Genomic DNA, 16598 nt, shown 5'->3' with positions numbered 1-16598 from the left:
GGCGTCAGTCCGCGAACGGATCGCGGACAAGGATCGTGTCCTCGCGTTCCGGGCTGGTGGACAGCAGGGCGACCGGGCACTCGATCAGCTCCTCGATGCGGCGGACGTACTTGATGGCCGCGGCCGGCAGGTCGGCCCAGGACCGCGCCCCTTCGGTCGACTCGGTCCAGCCCTCGATCTCTTCGAAGACGGGAACGGCGCGGGCCTGCAGCGCGGCGGCGGTCGGCAGGTAATCGTAATGCTGCCCGTCCACCGTATAGCCGGTGCAGATCTTCAGCGTCTCGAATCCGTCCAGGACGTCCAGCTTGGTCAGCGCGATTCCGTTCACCCCGGAAATGGCGCAGGTCTGGCGCACCAGCGCCGCGTCGAACCAGCCGCAGCGGCGCTTGCGCCCGGTCACGGTGCCGAATTCATGCCCGCGCTCGCCCAGCCGCTGGCCGATGCCGTCGGTCAGCTCGGTCGGAAAGGGGCCCGACCCCACGCGCGTCGTGTAGGCCTTGACGATGCCCAGCACATAGCCGATGGCCCCCGGCCCCATGCCGGTGCCGGTGGCGGCCATTCCCGACATGGTGGTGGACGAGGTGACGAACGGATAGGTGCCGAAGTCGATGTCCAGCAGCGAGCCCTGCGCCCCCTCGAACAGGATGCGCTTGCCCGCCTTGCGGGCGTCGGCCATGATCCGCCAGACCGGCTGGGCATAGGGCAGCAGCTTGGGCGCGATCGCCATCAGCCGCGCCTTGAGGTCGGCGCGGTCGATCGGGTCGGCCCCCAGCCCCTGGCGCAGCGGGTCGTGATGCGCCAGCAGCCGGTCCAGCCGGCTGTCCAGCGTCTCCTCGTCGCCCAGGTCCGCGACGCGGATCACCCGGCGGCCGACCTTGTCCTCGTACGCGGGTCCGATGCCGCGGCCGGTGGTGCCGATCTTGGCAGCGCCCGCGGCCTCCTCGCGCAGCTTGTCGAGGTCCTGGTGCAGCGGCAGGATCAGCGGCGTGTTTTCCGCGATCATCAGGTTGTGGGTGCCGATCTCGACCCCCTGCCCGGCCAGCTTGTCGATTTCCGAAAACAGCGCCCAAGGGTCCAGCACGACGCCGTTGCCGATCACCGCCAGCTTGCCCGTCCGCACGATCCCCGAGGGCAGCAGCGACAGCTTGAACACCTTTCCGCCGATGACCAGCGTGTGCCCGGCGTTGTGGCCCCCCTGGAACCGGGCGATCACGTCGGCGCGCTCGCTCAGCCAATCGACGATCTTGCCCTTGCCCTCGTCGCCCCACTGGGCGCCGACCACCACCACGTTCGCCATGCCTGGTCCCCTGTCCGATCGGGCGGGGTATAGCCCCGCCCGCCCGCGGTTGAAAGCCGCTTGCGCGCCCGACGGCCGGGCGGTTGCGCCGTTAACGCTAACGTCCTATTTGTGGGCAATAGCCGCGAAAGACCGCCATGACCCTGCATCCCGTCATCGATCGCGTCACCGACCGCATCCGCGCGCGGTCGGCCCAAACGCGCGCGGCCTATCTGGACAAGATCGCCCGCGCGGCGCGCGAGGGGCCGCGCCGCGCGCATCTGTCGTGCGGCAACCAGGCGCATGCCTATGCCGCGATGGACGACAAGGCCGATCTGGCAGGGACGAACAAGCCCAACATCGGGATCGTCACCGCCTACAACGACATGCTGTCGGCCCACCGCCCGTATGAACATTATCCCGACCTGATCCGCCGCGCCGCCCATGCGGCCGGGGCCACGGCCCAGGTCGCGGGCGGCGTCCCCGCCATGTGCGACGGCGTCACCCAAGGCCGCGCCGGGATGGAACTGTCGCTGTTTTCCCGCGACGTCATTGCGCTGGCGGCGGGCGTGGCCCTGTCGCACGATGTCTTCGACGCGGCCGTCTGGCTGGGCATCTGCGACAAGATCGTGCCGGGGCTGGTCATCGCGGCCGCCACCTTCGGCCATGTGCCGGCCGTGTTCCTGCCGGGCGGGCCGATGCCCTCGGGCCTGCCCAACGACGAAAAGGCCCGCGTCCGCCAGGACTTTGCCGCCGGAAAGATCGGGCGCGAGGCGCTGATGGCGGCCGAGATGGCGTCCTATCATTCGCCGGGGACCTGCACGTTCTACGGCACCGCCAACAGCAACCAGATGCTGATGGAATTCATGGGCCTTCACCTGCCGGGCGCCAGCTTCATCAATCCCGACACGCCGCTGCGCGAGGCGCTGACCGTCGCGGGCGTCACCCGCGCGGCGCAGATCACGCGGCTGGGCAACGACTGGCGGCCGGTCAGCGCGATCCTGGACGAGCGTGCCTTCGTCAACGGGCTGGTCGGGCTGATGGCGACCGGCGGATCGACGAACCTGGTGATCCACCTGCCCGCGATGGCGCGCGCAGCGGGCGTGATCCTGGACCTGCAGGATGTCCACGACCTCAGCCAGGCGGTGCCGCTGCTGGCGCGGGTCTATCCGAACGGTCTGGCGGACGTGAACCACTTCCACGCCGCGGGCGGGCTCGGCTTCCTGATCGGCCAGTTGCTGGAGGCGGGCCTGCTGCACGAGGACGTGCGAACGGTCGCGGGCGACGGGCTGTCGCTTTATACGGCCGAGCCGCGGCTGACGGATGCGGGGCTGGCCTGGGTTCCGGGCCCGCGCGACAGCCTGAACGACCGCATCCTGCGACCGGCACGCGATCCCTTTGCGGCGACCGGGGGGCTGAACATGCTGTCGGGCAACCTGGGCCGCGCCGTCATCAAGGTCTCGGCCGTCAAGCCCGACCTGCACGTGATCGAGGCGCCGGCCCGCATCTTTGACGATCAGGATCAGGTCAGGGCCGCGTTCAAGGCCGGCCAGTTCACGCAGGACACCATCGTCGTGGTGCGCTTCCAGGGTCCCCGCGCGAACGGCATGCCCGAGCTGCATTCGTTGACGCCCACGCTGGCCGTGCTGCTGGACCGCGGCCTGCGCGTCGCGCTGGTCACGGACGGCCGGATGTCGGGCGCGTCGGGCAAGGTGCCCGCCGCCATCCATGCCAGCCCCGAGGCCGCGACGGGCGGCCCGCTGGCGCGCCTGCGCGACGGCGACCGTGTGCGGCTGGACGCGGTGGCGGGCACGCTGGACTGCCTGGAGCCCGACTTTGCGGACCGCGCGCCGATCCCCCACGACCCGGCCCCCAGCGCCGAGGGCATGGGGCGCGAACTGTTCGCGGCCTTTCGCGCCCACGCCGCCCCCGTGGACCAGGGCGCCGGCCTCGTCGTCTAGGGCGGGGTGCGCCCAGCGTCTCGGCGCCGCGCCAGCGCCAGCCGGTCCCGAACCACACGTCGTTCCGGGGCAGCGCCCCGGTCCCGGCGCGATCAGCGCGTCAGTTCACCCTGGCCCATGTCTGCGACTTGCAGATCAGCCCGCCCGCGACGCAGCCCGACAGCTTCATGGTCGTGCCGCTGACCGCGGCCTTGCCGTTATAGACCTTGTTGTCGGCGGGCCGCAGCACCTTGCCCTTGTAGCCGCCGTTGCCGTCCGGGGTCATGCCGGTCACGATCTGCTTGCCCAGGTTCGGCGACTTGTATTCGTCCCGGCCCTTGAAGGTCTTGACGATGGTGCCGCAGAACGCGGGGCCACACGGCTTGATGGCGACAAAGGCAAACGCGCCCTCGTCGGCCTGCGTCTGCCAGGTGCCCTCGATCGGGTCGGCGGCAAGGGCCGCCGTGGCGGCCAGCGCGAACGCGGCGGCCAGCGCAACTGTCTTCATGGGTGTCCTCCCTGATCTCCCTGCCGCGCATCAGGGCGCGGGCGGGCGATCCACGCAAGGATGACGTGGGGTCGCGTCCGGGTGGCGCAGGTCGGCGCGGGCGCACTTTCGCCCCGCCCGCGGCTGTGGCATGGCGCCGCGCAGGTTCCAGGAACGGAGTTGCCGCGATGATCCTCTATCCCGCCATCGACCTCAAGGACGGGGCCTGCGTCCGGCTGCTGCGCGGCGACATGGACGCGGCGACGGTGTTCGGCACCGATCCCGCCGCGCAGGCGCGGGCCTTTCAGGATGCCGGCGCGCAATGGCTGCACCTGGTGGACCTGAACGGCGCCTTTGCCGGGCGCCCGGTGAACGCGCCGGCGGTGCAGGCGATCCTGTCCGCCGTGACGATCCCGGTGCAGCTGGGCGGGGGCATCCGCGACCGCGCCACCATTGACGCATGGCTGGACCGCGGCATCGCGCGCGTGATCCTGGGCACCGTCGCCGTCGAGGACCCGGCGCTGGTGGCCGAGGCCGCGGCCGCCCATCCCGGCCGGATCGCCGTCGGCATCGACGCGCGCGCAGGCCGCGTCGCCACCCGCGGCTGGGCCGAGGCGACCGACATCGACGCCACCGACCTGGCCCGCCGGTTCCAGGACGCGGGCGTGGCCGCGATCATCTATACCGACATCGACCGCGACGGCGCCATGGGCGGCCCCAACATCGCCGCGACCGAGGCGCTGGCCCGCGCCGTCACGATCCCGGTGATCGCCTCGGGCGGGGTCGCGGCGCTGGCGGACCTGCTGGCGCTGCGCGACACGGGCGTGATCGCGGGGGCGATTTCGGGGCGCGCCCTGTATGACGGGGCGATCGACCTGGCGCAGGCGCTGCGGGCGCTGGCCTGACCGCCGCCCCTGCCCCCCTGCCCGACGCGGCGGCGGGGATACGCGGACCGGGGTCGCGATCAGCTTGCCATCCCCCTGGCCCGTGACTAGATAGGCGCGTCCTGCGAGAAAGGCCCGACCCCGTGGAAAACGTCGTTCTGACCGTGCATCTGATCCTCGCCGTGCTGCTGATCGGCGTGGTCCTGCTGCAGCGGTCCGAGGGCGGCGGGCTGGGCCTGGGCGGCGGCGGTGGCAGCGGCGTGATGACCGGCCGCCAGGCTGCCAACGCGCTCAGCCGGGCCACATGGATGCTGGCGGCGGGGTTCATCGTCACCTCGCTGGCGCTGACCGTGATCGCGGCGCGCGATGCCGTCGGCGGGTCGGTGATGGACCGCATCGGCGGCGCCCCCGCGACCGAGGGCCCCGCGACCGGCCTGCCGCAACTGCCCGCCTATGCGCCGCCGCCGCCTGCCGGCCAGCCGGTGCTGCCGCCGGGCCAACCGGTGCTGCCGCCGGGCGCGGCCGGCACCCCTGCGCCGGCCGCAGCGACCGCCCCGGCAGCCGCAGGCACGGACACGCCCGCCGCGCCGGCCGACGTCCCGCCCGCAGATCCGGTGCCGGCCCCCGCAGCCGACCCTGCCCCGGCCGCGACCGAAAGCCGCGCCACCGGCGGGGGCACGACGACCACCACGACCGTTCCGCTGAACGCGCCCGCCCCGGCTGGCAACTGAATTCCAAGACCTTGGGCGCGCCCGCGCCCTGAACACCCATTATCGCGGTCCGTTGCGGGCTGGCGGAGAATCGGCTATATCCCGACTCCCGTGATGCCGGTCGACCGGGCCGCGTTGCCGCATTTGCACAAACGATCACGGGGACCGCATGGCGCGTTACATCTTCATCACCGGCGGCGTCGTGTCCTCGCTTGGCAAGGGGCTGGCCTCGGCGGCGCTGGGGGCGCTGTTGCAGGCCCGCGGCTTTACCGTGCGCCTGCGCAAGCTGGACCCCTATCTGAACGTCGATCCGGGCACGATGTCGCCCTTTGAACACGGTGAGGTCTTCGTCACCGACGACGGCGCGGAAACCGACCTGGACCTGGGCCATTACGAACGCTTCACCGGGGTCAGCGCGCGGCGCACCGATTCCATCAGCGCGGGCCGCGTCTATTCCAACGTGCTGGAGAAGGAACGCCGCGGCGAATACCTGGGCAAGACCATCCAGGTGATCCCGCACGTCACCAACGAGATCAAGGACTTCATCGCCATCGGCGACGACGAGGTCGATTTCATGCTGTGCGAGATCGGCGGCACCGTCGGCGACATCGAGGGTCTGCCCTTCTTCGAGGCGATCCGCCAGTTTGCCCAGGACCGCCCGCGCGGACAGTGCATCTTCATGCACCTGACGCTGCTGCCCTGGCTGGCGGCCAGCGGCGAGCTGAAGACCAAGCCCACGCAACATTCCGTCAAGGAACTGCGCTCGATCGGGTTGCAGCCCGACGTACTGGTCTGCCGGTCCGAACAGCCGATCCCCGACCGCGAACGCGCCAAGATCGCGCTGTTCTGCAACGTGCGGCCCGACGCGGTGATCCCGGCCTATGACCTCAAGTCGATCTACGAGGCGCCGATGGCCTATCATCGCGCGGGCCTGGACCGGGCCGTTCTGGACGCCTTCCAGATCAGCCCCGCGCCCAAGCCCGACCTGCGCAAGTGGGAGGACGTGATGGACCGCCTGACCAACGCCGAGGGCGAGGTCAGGATCGCGGTCGTCGGGAAATACACCCAGCTGGAAGACGCCTACAAATCCATTTCCGAGGCGCTGACCCATGGCGGCATGGCCAACCGCGTCCGCGTCCGCCCCGACTGGATCGCCGCCGAGGACATCGAGGCGCCGGGCGGCAAGCATCTGCTGGACGGCTATCACGGCATCCTGGTGCCCGGCGGCTTCGGCGAGCGCGGGACCGAGGGGATGGTCGCCGCGGCGAAATACGCGCGCGAGAAGGGCGTGCCCTATCTGGGCATCTGCCTGGGAATGCAGATGGCCGTGGTCGAGGCCGCGCGCAACCTGGCCGGCATCCCCGACGCGGGCTCCGAGGAGTTCGACCACGAGGCGGGCGTCAGCCGCTTTACCCCCGTTGTCTATCACCTCAAGGAATGGGTGCAGGGCAACCACCGGGTCGAGCGCAAGCCCGGCGACGACAAGGGCGGCACGATGCGCCTGGGCGCCTATACCGCCATCCTCAAGCCCGGCTCGCGCGTCAGCGAGGTCTACGGCGGCGCGACCGAGATCGAGGACCGCCACCGTCACCGCTATGAGGTCGATGCCGCCTATCGGGAGCAGCTTGAGCAGGCAGGGCTGGTGTTTTCCGGCATGTCGCCGGACGGCCGCCTGCCCGAGGTCGTCGAGGCCGCCGGCCACCCGTGGTTCATCGGCGTGCAGTCGCACCCCGAGCTGAAATCCAAGCCCTTCGCGCCCGCGCCGCTGTTTGCCGATTTCGTCCGCGCCGCGAAGGATCAGGAGCGGATGGTGTGATCCGCGCCGCCGTCCTGCTGCTGGCTTTGTCCACGGCGGCGGCAGCCGACGCGCCGCTGTTCATCGTCGAGCCATCGCAGTTGCCGTTCGATTTGGGGCCGGGGGCGCCTGCGAACGGGCCTGCGCGCCGGTCGAACCTGCCCACCGCGCCCGGCAACTCGTCCGCCGCACCCGGCAACGGGTCGGGCGTCCACGCGAACGCGCCCGACAACCCGGCCAACGGGCCGGACGGCGGACGGGCGATCTGGGTGGGCGACGAGCCGGTCGGCTACTATACGACGAATGGCGGCACGCTGAACCTGTTCGACCTGAACGGCCGCCGGGTGGCGTATCGCCCGGCGCGCGGCACCAGGTCGCTGTTCGGCAGCGACGGGCGGTGGTGCGGGACGGTGGCCGACACCGGGGGCGGTATGGCCTTTGGCATGACGCAGGCCTGCGCGGGGCGGTTCTTTCATTGACGCAGGCCCAAGGGTCGCGCGGTCCAGCCTGCCGCGGGTGACGGTCCGTCCAGGCGGGCGTGACGAACGGGCCCCGGGCGGCGCACGGCGCGGTCCCGTGTGGCCGACGCCAGCGGGCCGGACCCGACAGTCCGGCATGAACGCGCCGCGCTAACCCCGGCCGGGCCAGCGGCTTCGGCCCGTGGGCCGCCCAGCCGGCCCGCGATCGCCCTTGCCGGACGGGGTCGCGCCCTTGCCGCCGCTTGTCGAGGCCGCGGCCGTCTCGGCCGCTTTCTGGAACCGGCGCGCCGGGCTGGCGGGGGCCGCCGCCGCGGCCTTTGCCCCGGCCTTGCCGGCCTTGGCCGCGGCCGCGCCGCCCTTGCCAGCCGCAGTCGCGGGCTGCGGCCGCGGCCCGCCGGTCCCCTTGTCGGCCGTCCGCCCCGACGCGTCTGCGCCCTCGCGTGCCCGCGCCGCCAGGTCCTTGGCCACGGCAAAGGCGCCCTTGATGCGGTCGGCCTCGGTGGCCCAGGCGCGGGTGACGACCAGCTTGTTGTCGCTGATCCGCGCGCCCCCCTTCTGTTCGTGCAGGAAGGCGACCAGACCGGCCGGGTTCGGGAACTTGTCCATGTGGAACTGGATCGTCGCGCCCTTGGGCCCCGCCACCAGCGAGGCGATGTTGGCGCGCTTGGCCATCGCCTTGATGCGGATGACCAGCAGCAGCGTGTTCACCTCGCGCGGCAGGGGGCCGAAACGGTCGATCAGCTCGGCGGCAAAGCCCTCCAGCTCGACCTTGGTGGTCAGCTGCACGAGGCGGCGATACAGGTCCAGCCGCACGTCCAGGTCGGGGATGAAGCTTTCGGGGATCGTCACCGGCACGCCCAGGTTCAGCTGCGGCGCCCATTCGTCGTCGGGGGTGCCTTCCAGCTCGCCCGACTTCAGCTTGGCGATCGTTTCCTCCAGCATCTGCTGGTAAAGCTCGAAGCCGACTTCCTTGATGTGGCCCGACTGCTCCTCGCCCAGCAGGTTGCCGGCGCCGCGCAGGTCCAGGTCCTGAGAGGCAAGGTTGAACCCCGCCCCCAGCGAGTCGATGGAGCCCAGGAACTTCAGCCGCCGGATCGCCTGCGGCGTCAGCGGCACGCGCGGCCTGGTGGTCAGATAGCAATAGGCACGGGTCTTGGACCGGCCCACGCGGCCCCGGATCTGGTACAGCTGCGCCAGCCCGAACATGTCGGCGCGCCAGACGATCATCGTGTTCGCGGTCGGGATGTCGAGGCCGGATTCGACGATCGAGGTCGCCAGCAGCACGTCGTGGCTGCCGTCGTAAAAGGCGTTCATCCGCTGGTCGAGATCGCCCGCCGCAAGCTGGCCGTGGGCGACGATCGTGCTGACCTCGGGGACGTGCTCACGCATCCAGTCCTCGACCTCGGGCAGGTCCGACAGGCGGGGGACGACGAAGAAGCTCTGCCCGCCGCGGTATTTCTCGCGCAGCAGCGCCTCGCGGATGGTGACGCTGTCGAACTCGGACACATAGGTGCGGATGGCGAGGCGGTCTACCGGCGGGGTGCCGATGATCGAGAGGTCCCGCACCCCGGTCAGCGACAGTTGCAGCGTGCGCGGGATCGGCGTCGCGGTCAGGGTCAGGACGTGGATGTCGGACCGTAGTTCCTTCAGCCGTTCCTTGTGAGCCACGCCGAAATGCTGCTCCTCGTCGATGATGAGCAGGCCGAGGGTCTTGAACTTGATCCCCTTCGCCAGCACCGCATGGGTGCCGACGACGATATCGACGCTGCCGTCCGTCAGCCCCGCGCGGGTCGCCGCTGCGTCCTTGGCACTGACAAAGCGCGACAAGGGCCGCACGTTGATGGCGGTGCCGCGGAAGCGTTCGGCAAAGCTGCGATAGTGCTGGCGGGCGAGCAGCGTCGTGGGCGCGACCACGGCGACCTGCATCCCCTGGCTGGCCGCGATGAAGGCCGCGCGCATGGCGACCTCGGTCTTGCCGAAGCCCACGTCGCCCACGACAAGGCGGTCCATCGGGCGGCCGGCCGCCAGATCCTCGGCCACGTCCACGATGGCGGCGGCCTGGTCGTCCGTCTCGGTATAGGGAAAGCGGGCGGCAAAGGCCTCCCACTCGTGGTGCTCGGGCTCCAGCACCGGGGCATTGCGCAGCAGCCGTTCGGCGGCGACCCGCATCAGGCGGTCGGCGATCTGGCGGATGCGGTCCTTGAGCCGCGCCTTGCGGGCCTGCCAGGCGCCGCCGCCCAGGCGGTCGAGCAGCCCGTCCTCGTGCCCGTAGCGGGTCAGCAGCTCGATGTTCTCGACCGGCAGGTAAAGCCGGTCGCCGCCCGCGTATTCCAGCGCCACGCAGTCATGCGGCACGCCCAGCGCGCGGATGGTTTCCAGCCCGGTATAGCGGCCGATGCCGTGTTCGACATGGACCACCAGGTCGCCCGGCGTCAGGCTTTGCGTGTCCTTGAGGAAGTTCTGCGCCCGCCGCCGCTTTTTCGCCCCGCGGATCAGCCGGTCGCCCAGCACGTCCTGTTCCGAGATCACCGCCAGCGGGCCGGTGGCCTGCCCGTCAGACACGAAGCCTTCTTCCAGCGGCCAGACGGCGAGGCCCAGCGCGCCCTGGACATCCGGCAGCGCACGGAGGTCGTCGATGGGAACCCCGGTCAGTCCCTCGTCTGACAGAAGCCCCGCCAGCCGTTCCCGCGCGCCGTCCGAAAAGCTTGCGACGACCACGCGGCGGGTCTTTTGAAGATCGCGTACATGGGCGGCCAGCGCGCCGAACAGATCGGCCTTCTCGGCCTGCCGCTCGGGGGCGAAATTGCGGCCCACGCGGCCGCCCGCGTCCAGCACCCCCGGCCCCGGCGGCTGCGCCAGAACCGACAGCCTGATGACGCGGTGCCGCGCCAGCCAGCCGGTCCATTCCGCCTCGTCCGCGAACATCGCCTGCGGGGCCACGGGTCGATAGACGCTGTCGCCGCCCCCCTTGCGGCCCAGCGCCTCGCGCCGGGCGTCGAACTGTTCGGTGACGGTGTGCCAGCGCGCCGCGCGGTGCTGGTCCAGATGGTCGTCCAGCACCACCGCGGCGCCCGGAAGATAATCGAACAGGCTGTCCAGCCGGTCGTGGAACCACGGCAGCCAGTGTTCCATGCCGGCGGTCTTCTGGCCGGCGCTGACCGATTCATACAAGGGGTCGCTGGCCCCGCCGCCGTATTCGGCGCGATAGTTCTGGCGAAACCGGGCGATGGCGTCGTCGTTCAGGATCACCTCGGACATGGGGGCGATCTCGACCCGGTCCAGCGCGGCCAGGCTGCGCTGGCTGTCGGGGTCGAAGCGGCGGATGCCGTCCAGAACGTCGCCGAACAGGTCCAGCCGCACCGGCCCGCCGGGTCCGGGCGGATAGATGTCGATGATCCCGCCCCGCACCGCATAGTCGCCCGGCTCGGTCACGGTGGGCGACTGGGCAAAGCCCACCCGCACCAGAAAACCGCGCAGCTGCGCCTCGTCCAGCCGCTCTCCCTTGCGGGCGACGAACGAGGCGTCGCGCACCGTGCCGGCTGCGGGCAGGCGCTGGACGGCGGCGTTGACCGTGGTCAGCAGCACGAACGGCGGCCGGATCGCGCCCGCGGCCAGCGCCGCCAGCACCTGCAGGCGCTGCGCCATGATCTCGCCCGAGGGGGACACCCGGTCATAGGGCGTCGTGTCCCACGCGGGCAGGTCCAGCACCGTCAGGGTCGGGGCAAAGAACGACAGCGCCGCCCGCATCGCGGCCATGCGGCGGTCGTCGCGGGCGATGTGGACGACGGGCGCGCCGCGTGCCGCCTCGCGCGCGATCAGGGCGGCGTCCAGGCCCTCGGGCGCGCCGGACAGGATCAGGGTTTCGGACATGGGCTGTCAGGTAAAGCGAGGGCGGGCGGAGTCAAGCGCCTGCCTCATAGTCCGTTGGGATGGCGCAGCATCCACAGCGTGCCCCATACCGCCGCCAGCGCCACGGCGGCCAGCGACAGCGCGCGGACCGTGCGCAGATGCGCGACGATGCGCGCGCCCGCCTGCGCCGCCGCCGCATCGGGGGCCAGCCGGCCCGCCTCGGCCGCGGCCAGCACCGTGCGCAGCTGCGCGGCCAGGCGCACGCGCAGCGCGCCCGCCAGCGCCAGCGGCCCCAGCAGCAGCACCATGGCCTGCGCCGTCTCGCGGCCATAGGCGAACCCCAGCACGGCCAGCGCCGACAGCACGAACGCGGCGGCCGCGATTAGCACCATGCCGTCGCGCGCGCCGACCTGCCAGCGGGGCGTCACCAGCGACAGCCAGTCCAGCAGCAGCAGCGCGTCGTCGCGCAGACCGGGCGCGGGTCCGTCCCCGGCCGCCCTGCTGCCCGCGGCGTGGATGCGGCGCACCAGGTCGGTGGGAATGCCCAGCGCCCCTCGTCCGACCCAGGTCCAGGCCACGCTGAACGCAAGCCAGTACCACAGCGAGGCAAAGGACCGGCCGCCCAGAATGTCGACCACCCCACCCATTCCCGTCACCTGCCGCCACCCTGCCTGCCCTGTTCGGACGCCGACCTTACCGGCCCTGCAGCGATCGCGAAACCGCCAATCTGCGTGCCCGGCACGCGCGCGCCGCGCGGCGTCGGTTGCGCCCGGCCCCGCCCTTGTGGCACCTGTGAAGGCGACCGCCAGGAAAGCCCGCCCCCATGCCCGCCACGCCGATCATCGCCCCCTTCCCCGCCACCCGCCTGCGCCGGCTGCGCCGCACCCCCGCGCTGCGCGCCCTGACGGCCGAGCGCCACCTGTCGGCGCAGAACCTGATCTGGCCGATCTTCGTGACCGAGGTCGCCGGGGCCGAGGGCGAGATCCCCTCGATGCCCGGCGTCGAGCGCCTGACGCTGGACGGCGCGCGCCGGGCGGCCGAACGCGCGGCCGACCTGGGCATCCCGGCGGTCTGCATCTTTCCCCACTCGGACCCCGACCTGAAGACCGAAGGGTGCGAGCGGGCCTGGGACCCGGACAACATCGGCAACCGCGCCATCCGGGCGGTCAAGGACGCAGCCCCCGATCTGGCGGTGATGACCGACATCGCGCTGGACCCCTACAACATCAACGGCCATGACGGGCTGGTCCGCGACGGCGTGATCCTGAACGACGAGACGGTCGAGGCGCTGGTCCGCATGGCGCTGGTGCAGGCCGAGGCGGGGGCCGACATCCTGGGTCCCAGCGACATGATGGACGGCCGCATCGGCGCGCTGCGCGCAGGGCTCGAGGGCGCAGGACACAAGGATGTGGCGATCCTGTCCTATGCGGCGAAATACGCGTCCGGCTTCTACGGGCCGTTCCGGGATGCGGTCGGCGCCTCGGGGCGGCTGGTCGGCGACAAGAAGACCTACCAGATCAACCCCGCCAACCGCGACGAGGCGCTGCGCTGCGTGGCCCGCGACCTGGCCGAGGGCGCGGACATGGTGATGATCAAGCCGGGGATGCCCTATCTCGACATCTGCCGCGAGGTGAAGGACCAGTTCGGCGCGCCCACCTACGCCTATCAGGTCAGCGGCGAATACGCGATGATCGAGGGCGCGATCCGCCAGGGCTGGCTGCGGCGCGACGTGGTGCTGGAAAGCCTGCTGTCGTTCCGCCGCGCGGGCTGCGACGGCATCCTGACCTATTACGCGCCGCAGGTGGCGCAGGCGCTGGCCCAGGCCTAGCCCGTCGGAACGGAGGCGCGGCGATCAGCGCCCGATCGTTCTGTCTTGCCCAAGTATCCTCCGGGGGTCCGGGGGTGGAAAACCCCCGGCGCGGCGCCGCGCGCCGTCAGCCGCCGTGGATGATGCGGACGTAGTTCTTGGTTTCGCGGTACGGCGGCACGCCGCGGTATTTCTGCACCGCGCCGGGCCCCGCGTTATAGGCCGCCAGCGCCAGTCGCCAGTCGCCGAACGTATTGTACATCTGCTTGAGATAGCGCGCGCCCCCTTCCAGGTTCTGGATCGGGTCGCGGGGGTTCACGCCCAGCTTGGCCGCCGTGCCGGGCATCAGCTGCGCCAGTCCGGTCGCCCCCTTGTGCGACCGCGCGCTGGCGTTCCAGCCCGATTCCTGCTGGACCAGCCGCAGGAACAGATCCTCGGGCACGCCGTGCTTGCGCGCCATCGCGCGGGCGTGGGGCAGGTACTGGCTGCGCTGGTTGCCGCGATAGCGGGGGATCGCGCCCGATCCGCCCCCGTCCAGACTGATGACGGTCAGCGTCTTGACCTTGCCGTTGTCGGGCCGCAGCCGCTGCGAGCGCTGGTATTGCGTGGCAAGCCGCGTGTCCATCAGCCGGGTCTGGCGCTGGAACTGCGAGCTGCGCGACTTGGACGAGGCGCCGTTCAGGACCAGCCCTTGCGCCGAGACCGGCGCCGCAATCCCCGCGCCGGCCAGCGCCAGCACCACAACCCTGGCCATGGAACGAAATCCGTCGATCACTGAAGCCATGTCGCCCTCGCCATTGTCGTTTTGCGACGACGTTACGGGCAAAGGCGACAAGCCGCCAAGGCCGCTGTTGCCGCAATCCCCGGATGATCGGCGACAATCCGCCGACTGCTGCGCCTGCCCTTCCGCTTGCCGGCGGGCCGGCGTCCGGGATACACCCATGCCTCAGATCAGCATCAGGACGGAAACACCATGGCCGGCAGCGTCAACAAGGTCATTCTGGTCGGCAATCTGGGCCAGGACCCGGAAATCCGCACCTTTCAGAACGGCGGCAAGATCGCCAACCTGCGGATCGCCACATCCGAACAGTGGAAGGACCGCACAAGCGGCGAACGGCGCGAGCGCACCGAATGGCACACCGTCGTCATCCATTCCGAACCGCTGGTCCGGGTGGCCGAGCAGTACCTGAAAAAGGGCAGCAAGGTCTATGTCGAGGGCCAGCTTGAAACCCGCAAATGGCAGGACCAGTCCGGCGCCGACCGCTACGCGACCGAGGTCGCGCTGCGTCCGTTCCGCAGCGAACTGCACATGCTGGACGGCCGCGGCGGCCCGGGCGGCGGCGGCGGTCCGGGGGGCGGCCAGGGCGCGCGCGGCGGCTATGACGAGGGTTACGGCGACTACGACCAGGGCGGCCCCTCGGGCGGCGCGCAGGGCGGATCGAAAGGCGGCGCCAGCCGCGGCGGCCCGGATTTCGACGACGAGATCCCGTTCTGATCGGACGCCGTCCGTGCGCGGCCTGACCGGCGGGCGCCCCCGACGGGCGCCCCTGGCGGGCGCCCGTTCAGCGTGACGCGGCCAGCACCGCCGCCAGATCGCCCCGGTCCACCGCGTCGGTGACGAAGGCCTGCCCGATCCCGCGCGCCAGGATCAGGCGCAGCCGCCCGTCCACCACCTTCTTGTCCTGCCCCATTGCAGCGATCAGCGCGTCGTCGTCCGGCAGCGCGCCGGGGATGTCGGCCAGCCGCGCGGGCATCCCCATCGCGGCCAGGTGCGCGCCCACGCGCGAGGGATCCTCCTGCGGGCACAGGCCCAGGCGCGCCGACAGTTCGAACGCCAGCGCACAGCCGATCGCCACACCCTCGCCGTGCAGCAGCCGGTCGGAATAGCCGGTCGCGGTTTCCAGCGCGTGGCCGAACGTATGGCCCAGGTTCAGCAGGGCGCGCTCGCCCTGCTCGGTCTCGTCGCGCGCGACGATCCCGGCCTTCATCGCGACGGAATGGGCCACCGCGTGCAGCACAGCCTCCGCGTCGGTGCGCAGCCGGCGGCCGTTCTCCTCCAGCCAGGCAAAGAACCCGGCGTCCCCCAGCAGGCCGTATTTCACCACCTCGCCGTAACCTGCGCGAAAGTCGCGGTCCGGCAGGGTCGCCAGCGCGTCGGTGTCGGCCAGCACCAGGCTGGGCTGGTGGAACGCGCCGATCAGGTTCTTGCCGTGGACCGAGTTCACCCCGGTCTTGCCGCCGACCGAGCTGTCCACCTGCGCCAGCAGCGTGGTCGGCATCTGCACGAAGCGCACGCCCCGGCGCAGGATCGCGGCGGCAAAGCCGGCAAGATCGCCGATCACCCCGCCGCCCAGCGCGATCACGATGTCGCGCCGCTCGATCCGCTCGCCCAGCAGCCAGTCCACCGTGCGCCCCAGCTGGTCCCAGCCCTTCGTGGCCTCGCCCGCCGGCAGGGCCAGCGCGGTCGCGGCGATGCCCGCCCCTTCAAGCGCCGCCACCAGCGCCGGCAGATGCAGCGCGGCGACCGTCTCGTCGGTGACGATGGCCACCCGCGGACGCGCCAGCAGGGGGGCCAGATGCGCGGGGGCCGCGGGGATCAGGCCGGGGCCGATGCGGACCTGATAGCTGCGCGCGCCCAGGTCCACGGGAACGATCCGGGGGGATGGTGTCATCAGGGGCCCTCGTCGGCTGAGCTTGGCTGGGGATCGACCGCCCGCGCGCCGATGCGCGCGCGCTCGGCCGGGTCGAACAGGTCGGGGCGGGACTGCGCCAGCAGGTCCAGCAGGCGCTGGCCCGTCACCTCGACGCTGTCGCGCTCGCCCACGCGCAGCGTCAGGTCGGCCGTCGCATAGACCGGCCCGCGTTCGGCCAGCAGCCGCTCCAGCGTGCCCCGCGGGTCGGGGGTCTGCAACAGCGGGCGCGTGGGCTTCATCCGCACCCGGTGCCACAGCGTCGGCAACGAGCAGTCGAGCCACACCGACACGCCCGCGGCGGCGATCAGGGCGCGATTTTCCGCCCGCATCCAGGCGCCGCCGCCGGTCGAGATGATGGCCGGCCCGGCGCGCAGCAGCCGGGCCAGCACCTCGGTCTCGCGCGCGCGAAAGAACGCCTCGCCGTCGCGGGCAAAGATCTCGGGGATGGTCATCGCGGCGGCATGGGCGATCTCGGCGTCGGAATCGCGCAGCGGCACGGACAGGCGGCGGGCCAGCTCCGCGCCGATGGCGGATTTCCCCGCCCCCATCATGCCGATCAGCACGACGCACTGTCTCACCCGCAGGCCCCCTTGCAAACGCCGCCCTGCGCCTGCAAGCGGCATCGCGGCGGACCGTGCAGTCAATGGCGTGATCTTTCCCGAAACGCCACCTATAATC

14 protein-coding genes are annotated in these 16598 nt (G+C 71.5%); 7 read left to right on the top strand and 7 right to left on the bottom strand.

Translation table 11 applies throughout. From position 1 onward, the window contains the following. Positions 1 to 4 precede the first annotated feature (4 nt). The gene (locus tag DPQ23_RS07345; protein ID WP_112874046.1) at positions 5 to 1297 is read right to left on the bottom strand and encodes an adenylosuccinate synthase; all 1293 of its coding nucleotides are present in this window, start codon (positions 1295 to 1297) and stop codon (positions 5 to 7) included. A gap of 137 nt (positions 1298 to 1434) precedes the next feature. Here DPQ23_RS07345 and edd point away from each other — a divergent pair, with 137 nt between their 5' ends. Further along, positions 1435 to 3237 carry a phosphogluconate dehydratase gene (gene edd, locus DPQ23_RS07340; protein ID WP_112874045.1) on the top strand — a complete coding sequence of 601 codons (1803 nt, stop codon included), beginning with the start codon at positions 1435 to 1437 and terminating at the stop codon, positions 3235 to 3237. Between the two features lie 100 nt (positions 3238 to 3337). Here edd and DPQ23_RS07335 read toward each other — a convergent pair whose 3' ends face one another. Next, positions 3338 to 3724, bottom strand: coding sequence for a DUF2147 domain-containing protein (locus DPQ23_RS07335; RefSeq protein ID WP_112874044.1), 387 nt, complete (start codon positions 3722 to 3724; stop codon positions 3338 to 3340). A gap of 167 nt (positions 3725 to 3891) precedes the next feature. On the opposite strand from DPQ23_RS07335, the gene hisA reads away from it, so the two are divergent. The 4 genes from hisA (at position 3892) to DPQ23_RS07315 (ending at position 7571) form a co-directional block, all read left to right on the top strand. Then, entirely contained in the window at positions 3892 to 4608 is a 717-nt protein-coding gene (gene hisA, locus DPQ23_RS07330) for a 1-(5-phosphoribosyl)-5-[(5-phosphoribosylamino)methylideneamino]imidazole-4-carboxamide isomerase (RefSeq protein ID WP_112874043.1), read from the top strand. 122 nt (positions 4609 to 4730) lie between these two features. After that, positions 4731 to 5318 carry a preprotein translocase subunit SecG gene (gene secG, locus DPQ23_RS07325; RefSeq protein WP_112874042.1) on the top strand — a complete coding sequence of 196 codons (588 nt, stop codon included), beginning with the start codon at positions 4731 to 4733 and terminating at the stop codon, positions 5316 to 5318. 148 nt (positions 5319 to 5466) lie between these two features. Then, positions 5467 to 7113, top strand: a complete 1647-nt coding sequence (locus tag DPQ23_RS07320; protein WP_112874041.1) for a CTP synthase — start codon at positions 5467 to 5469, stop codon at positions 7111 to 7113. Next, the gene (locus DPQ23_RS07315; protein WP_240602547.1) at positions 7110 to 7571 is read left to right on the top strand and encodes a hypothetical protein; all 462 of its coding nucleotides are present in this window, start codon (positions 7110 to 7112) and stop codon (positions 7569 to 7571) included. The genes DPQ23_RS07320 and DPQ23_RS07315 overlap by 4 nt, the downstream gene beginning before the upstream one ends. 150 nt (positions 7572 to 7721) lie before the next feature. Here DPQ23_RS07315 and mfd read toward each other — a convergent pair whose 3' ends face one another. Together mfd and DPQ23_RS07305 are read right to left on the bottom strand one after the other, a co-directional pair. Further along, positions 7722 to 11441: a transcription-repair coupling factor gene (gene mfd, locus DPQ23_RS07310; protein WP_240602545.1), complete on the bottom strand. Its 3720-nt coding sequence runs from the start codon at positions 11439 to 11441 to the stop codon at positions 7722 to 7724. A 44-nt stretch (positions 11442 to 11485) separates the two neighbouring features. Beyond that, a complete protein-coding gene (locus DPQ23_RS07305) occupies positions 11486 to 12067 on the bottom strand; it encodes a hypothetical protein (RefSeq protein ID WP_112874040.1) in 582 nt (193 codons plus the stop codon). A 176-nt stretch (positions 12068 to 12243) separates the two neighbouring features. Here DPQ23_RS07305 and hemB point away from each other — a divergent pair, with 176 nt between their 5' ends. Beyond that, the gene (gene hemB / locus DPQ23_RS07300; protein ID WP_112874039.1) at positions 12244 to 13248 is read left to right on the top strand and encodes a porphobilinogen synthase; all 1005 of its coding nucleotides are present in this window, start codon (positions 12244 to 12246) and stop codon (positions 13246 to 13248) included. Between the two features lie 106 nt (positions 13249 to 13354). On the opposite strand, the gene DPQ23_RS07295 is transcribed toward hemB, so the two are convergent. Then, positions 13355 to 13981 carry a lytic transglycosylase domain-containing protein gene (locus DPQ23_RS07295; protein WP_112874038.1) on the bottom strand — a complete coding sequence of 209 codons (627 nt, stop codon included), beginning with the start codon at positions 13979 to 13981 and terminating at the stop codon, positions 13355 to 13357. A gap of 219 nt (positions 13982 to 14200) precedes the next feature. Here DPQ23_RS07295 and ssb point away from each other — a divergent pair, with 219 nt between their 5' ends. After that, the gene (gene ssb, locus DPQ23_RS07290) at positions 14201 to 14722 is read left to right on the top strand and encodes a single-stranded DNA-binding protein (RefSeq protein WP_112874037.1); all 522 of its coding nucleotides are present in this window, start codon (positions 14201 to 14203) and stop codon (positions 14720 to 14722) included. Between the two features lie 67 nt (positions 14723 to 14789). On the opposite strand, the gene aroB is transcribed toward ssb, so the two are convergent. Together aroB and DPQ23_RS07280 are read right to left on the bottom strand one after the other, a co-directional pair. Continuing rightward, positions 14790 to 15899, bottom strand: coding sequence for a 3-dehydroquinate synthase (aroB, locus tag DPQ23_RS07285; protein WP_112874036.1), 1110 nt, complete (start codon positions 15897 to 15899; stop codon positions 14790 to 14792). After that, positions 15899 to 16543: a shikimate kinase gene (locus DPQ23_RS07280; protein ID WP_170310768.1), complete on the bottom strand. Its 645-nt coding sequence runs from the start codon at positions 16541 to 16543 to the stop codon at positions 15899 to 15901. Before DPQ23_RS07280 ends, aroB begins: the two co-directional genes overlap by 1 nt. Between the last annotated feature and the right edge of the window lie 55 nt (positions 16544 to 16598).

It is taken from the genome of Paracoccus endophyticus, from assembly GCF_003286075.1.
GTDB classification, from domain to species: Bacteria; Pseudomonadota; Alphaproteobacteria; order Rhodobacterales; family Rhodobacteraceae; genus Paracoccus; species Paracoccus endophyticus.
This window is presented reverse-complemented; position numbering and strand designations above follow the sequence as displayed.

Excerpts from the sequence above, each read along its gene's own strand:
- DPQ23_RS07345 (WP_112874046.1), bottom strand. The coding sequence starts at position 1,297 with ATGGCGAACGTGGTGGTGGTCGGCGCCCAGTGGGGCGACGAGGGCAAG.
- edd (WP_112874045.1), top strand. The coding sequence starts at position 1,435 with ATGACCCTGCATCCCGTCATCGATCGCGTCACCGACCGCATCCGCGCG.
- DPQ23_RS07335 (WP_112874044.1), bottom strand. The coding sequence starts at position 3,724 with ATGAAGACAGTTGCGCTGGCCGCCGCGTTCGCGCTGGCCGCCACGGCG.
- hisA (WP_112874043.1), top strand. The coding sequence starts at position 3,892 with ATGATCCTCTATCCCGCCATCGACCTCAAGGACGGGGCCTGCGTCCGG.
- DPQ23_RS07320 (WP_112874041.1), top strand. The coding sequence starts at position 5,467 with ATGGCGCGTTACATCTTCATCACCGGCGGCGTCGTGTCCTCGCTTGGC.
- mfd (WP_240602545.1), bottom strand. The coding sequence starts at position 11,441 with ATGTCCGAAACCCTGATCCTGTCCGGCGCGCCCGAGGGCCTGGACGCC.
- DPQ23_RS07305 (WP_112874040.1), bottom strand. The coding sequence starts at position 12,067 with ATGGGTGGGGTGGTCGACATTCTGGGCGGCCGGTCCTTTGCCTCGCTG.
- hemB (WP_112874039.1), top strand. The coding sequence starts at position 12,244 with ATGCCCGCCACGCCGATCATCGCCCCCTTCCCCGCCACCCGCCTGCGC.
- DPQ23_RS07295 (WP_112874038.1), bottom strand. The coding sequence starts at position 13,981 with ATGGCCAGGGTTGTGGTGCTGGCGCTGGCCGGCGCGGGGATTGCGGCG.
- ssb (WP_112874037.1), top strand. The coding sequence starts at position 14,201 with ATGGCCGGCAGCGTCAACAAGGTCATTCTGGTCGGCAATCTGGGCCAG.
- aroB (WP_112874036.1), bottom strand. The coding sequence starts at position 15,899 with ATGACACCATCCCCCCGGATCGTTCCCGTGGACCTGGGCGCGCGCAGC.
- DPQ23_RS07280 (WP_170310768.1), bottom strand. The coding sequence starts at position 16,543 with ATGCCGCTTGCAGGCGCAGGGCGGCGTTTGCAAGGGGGCCTGCGGGTG.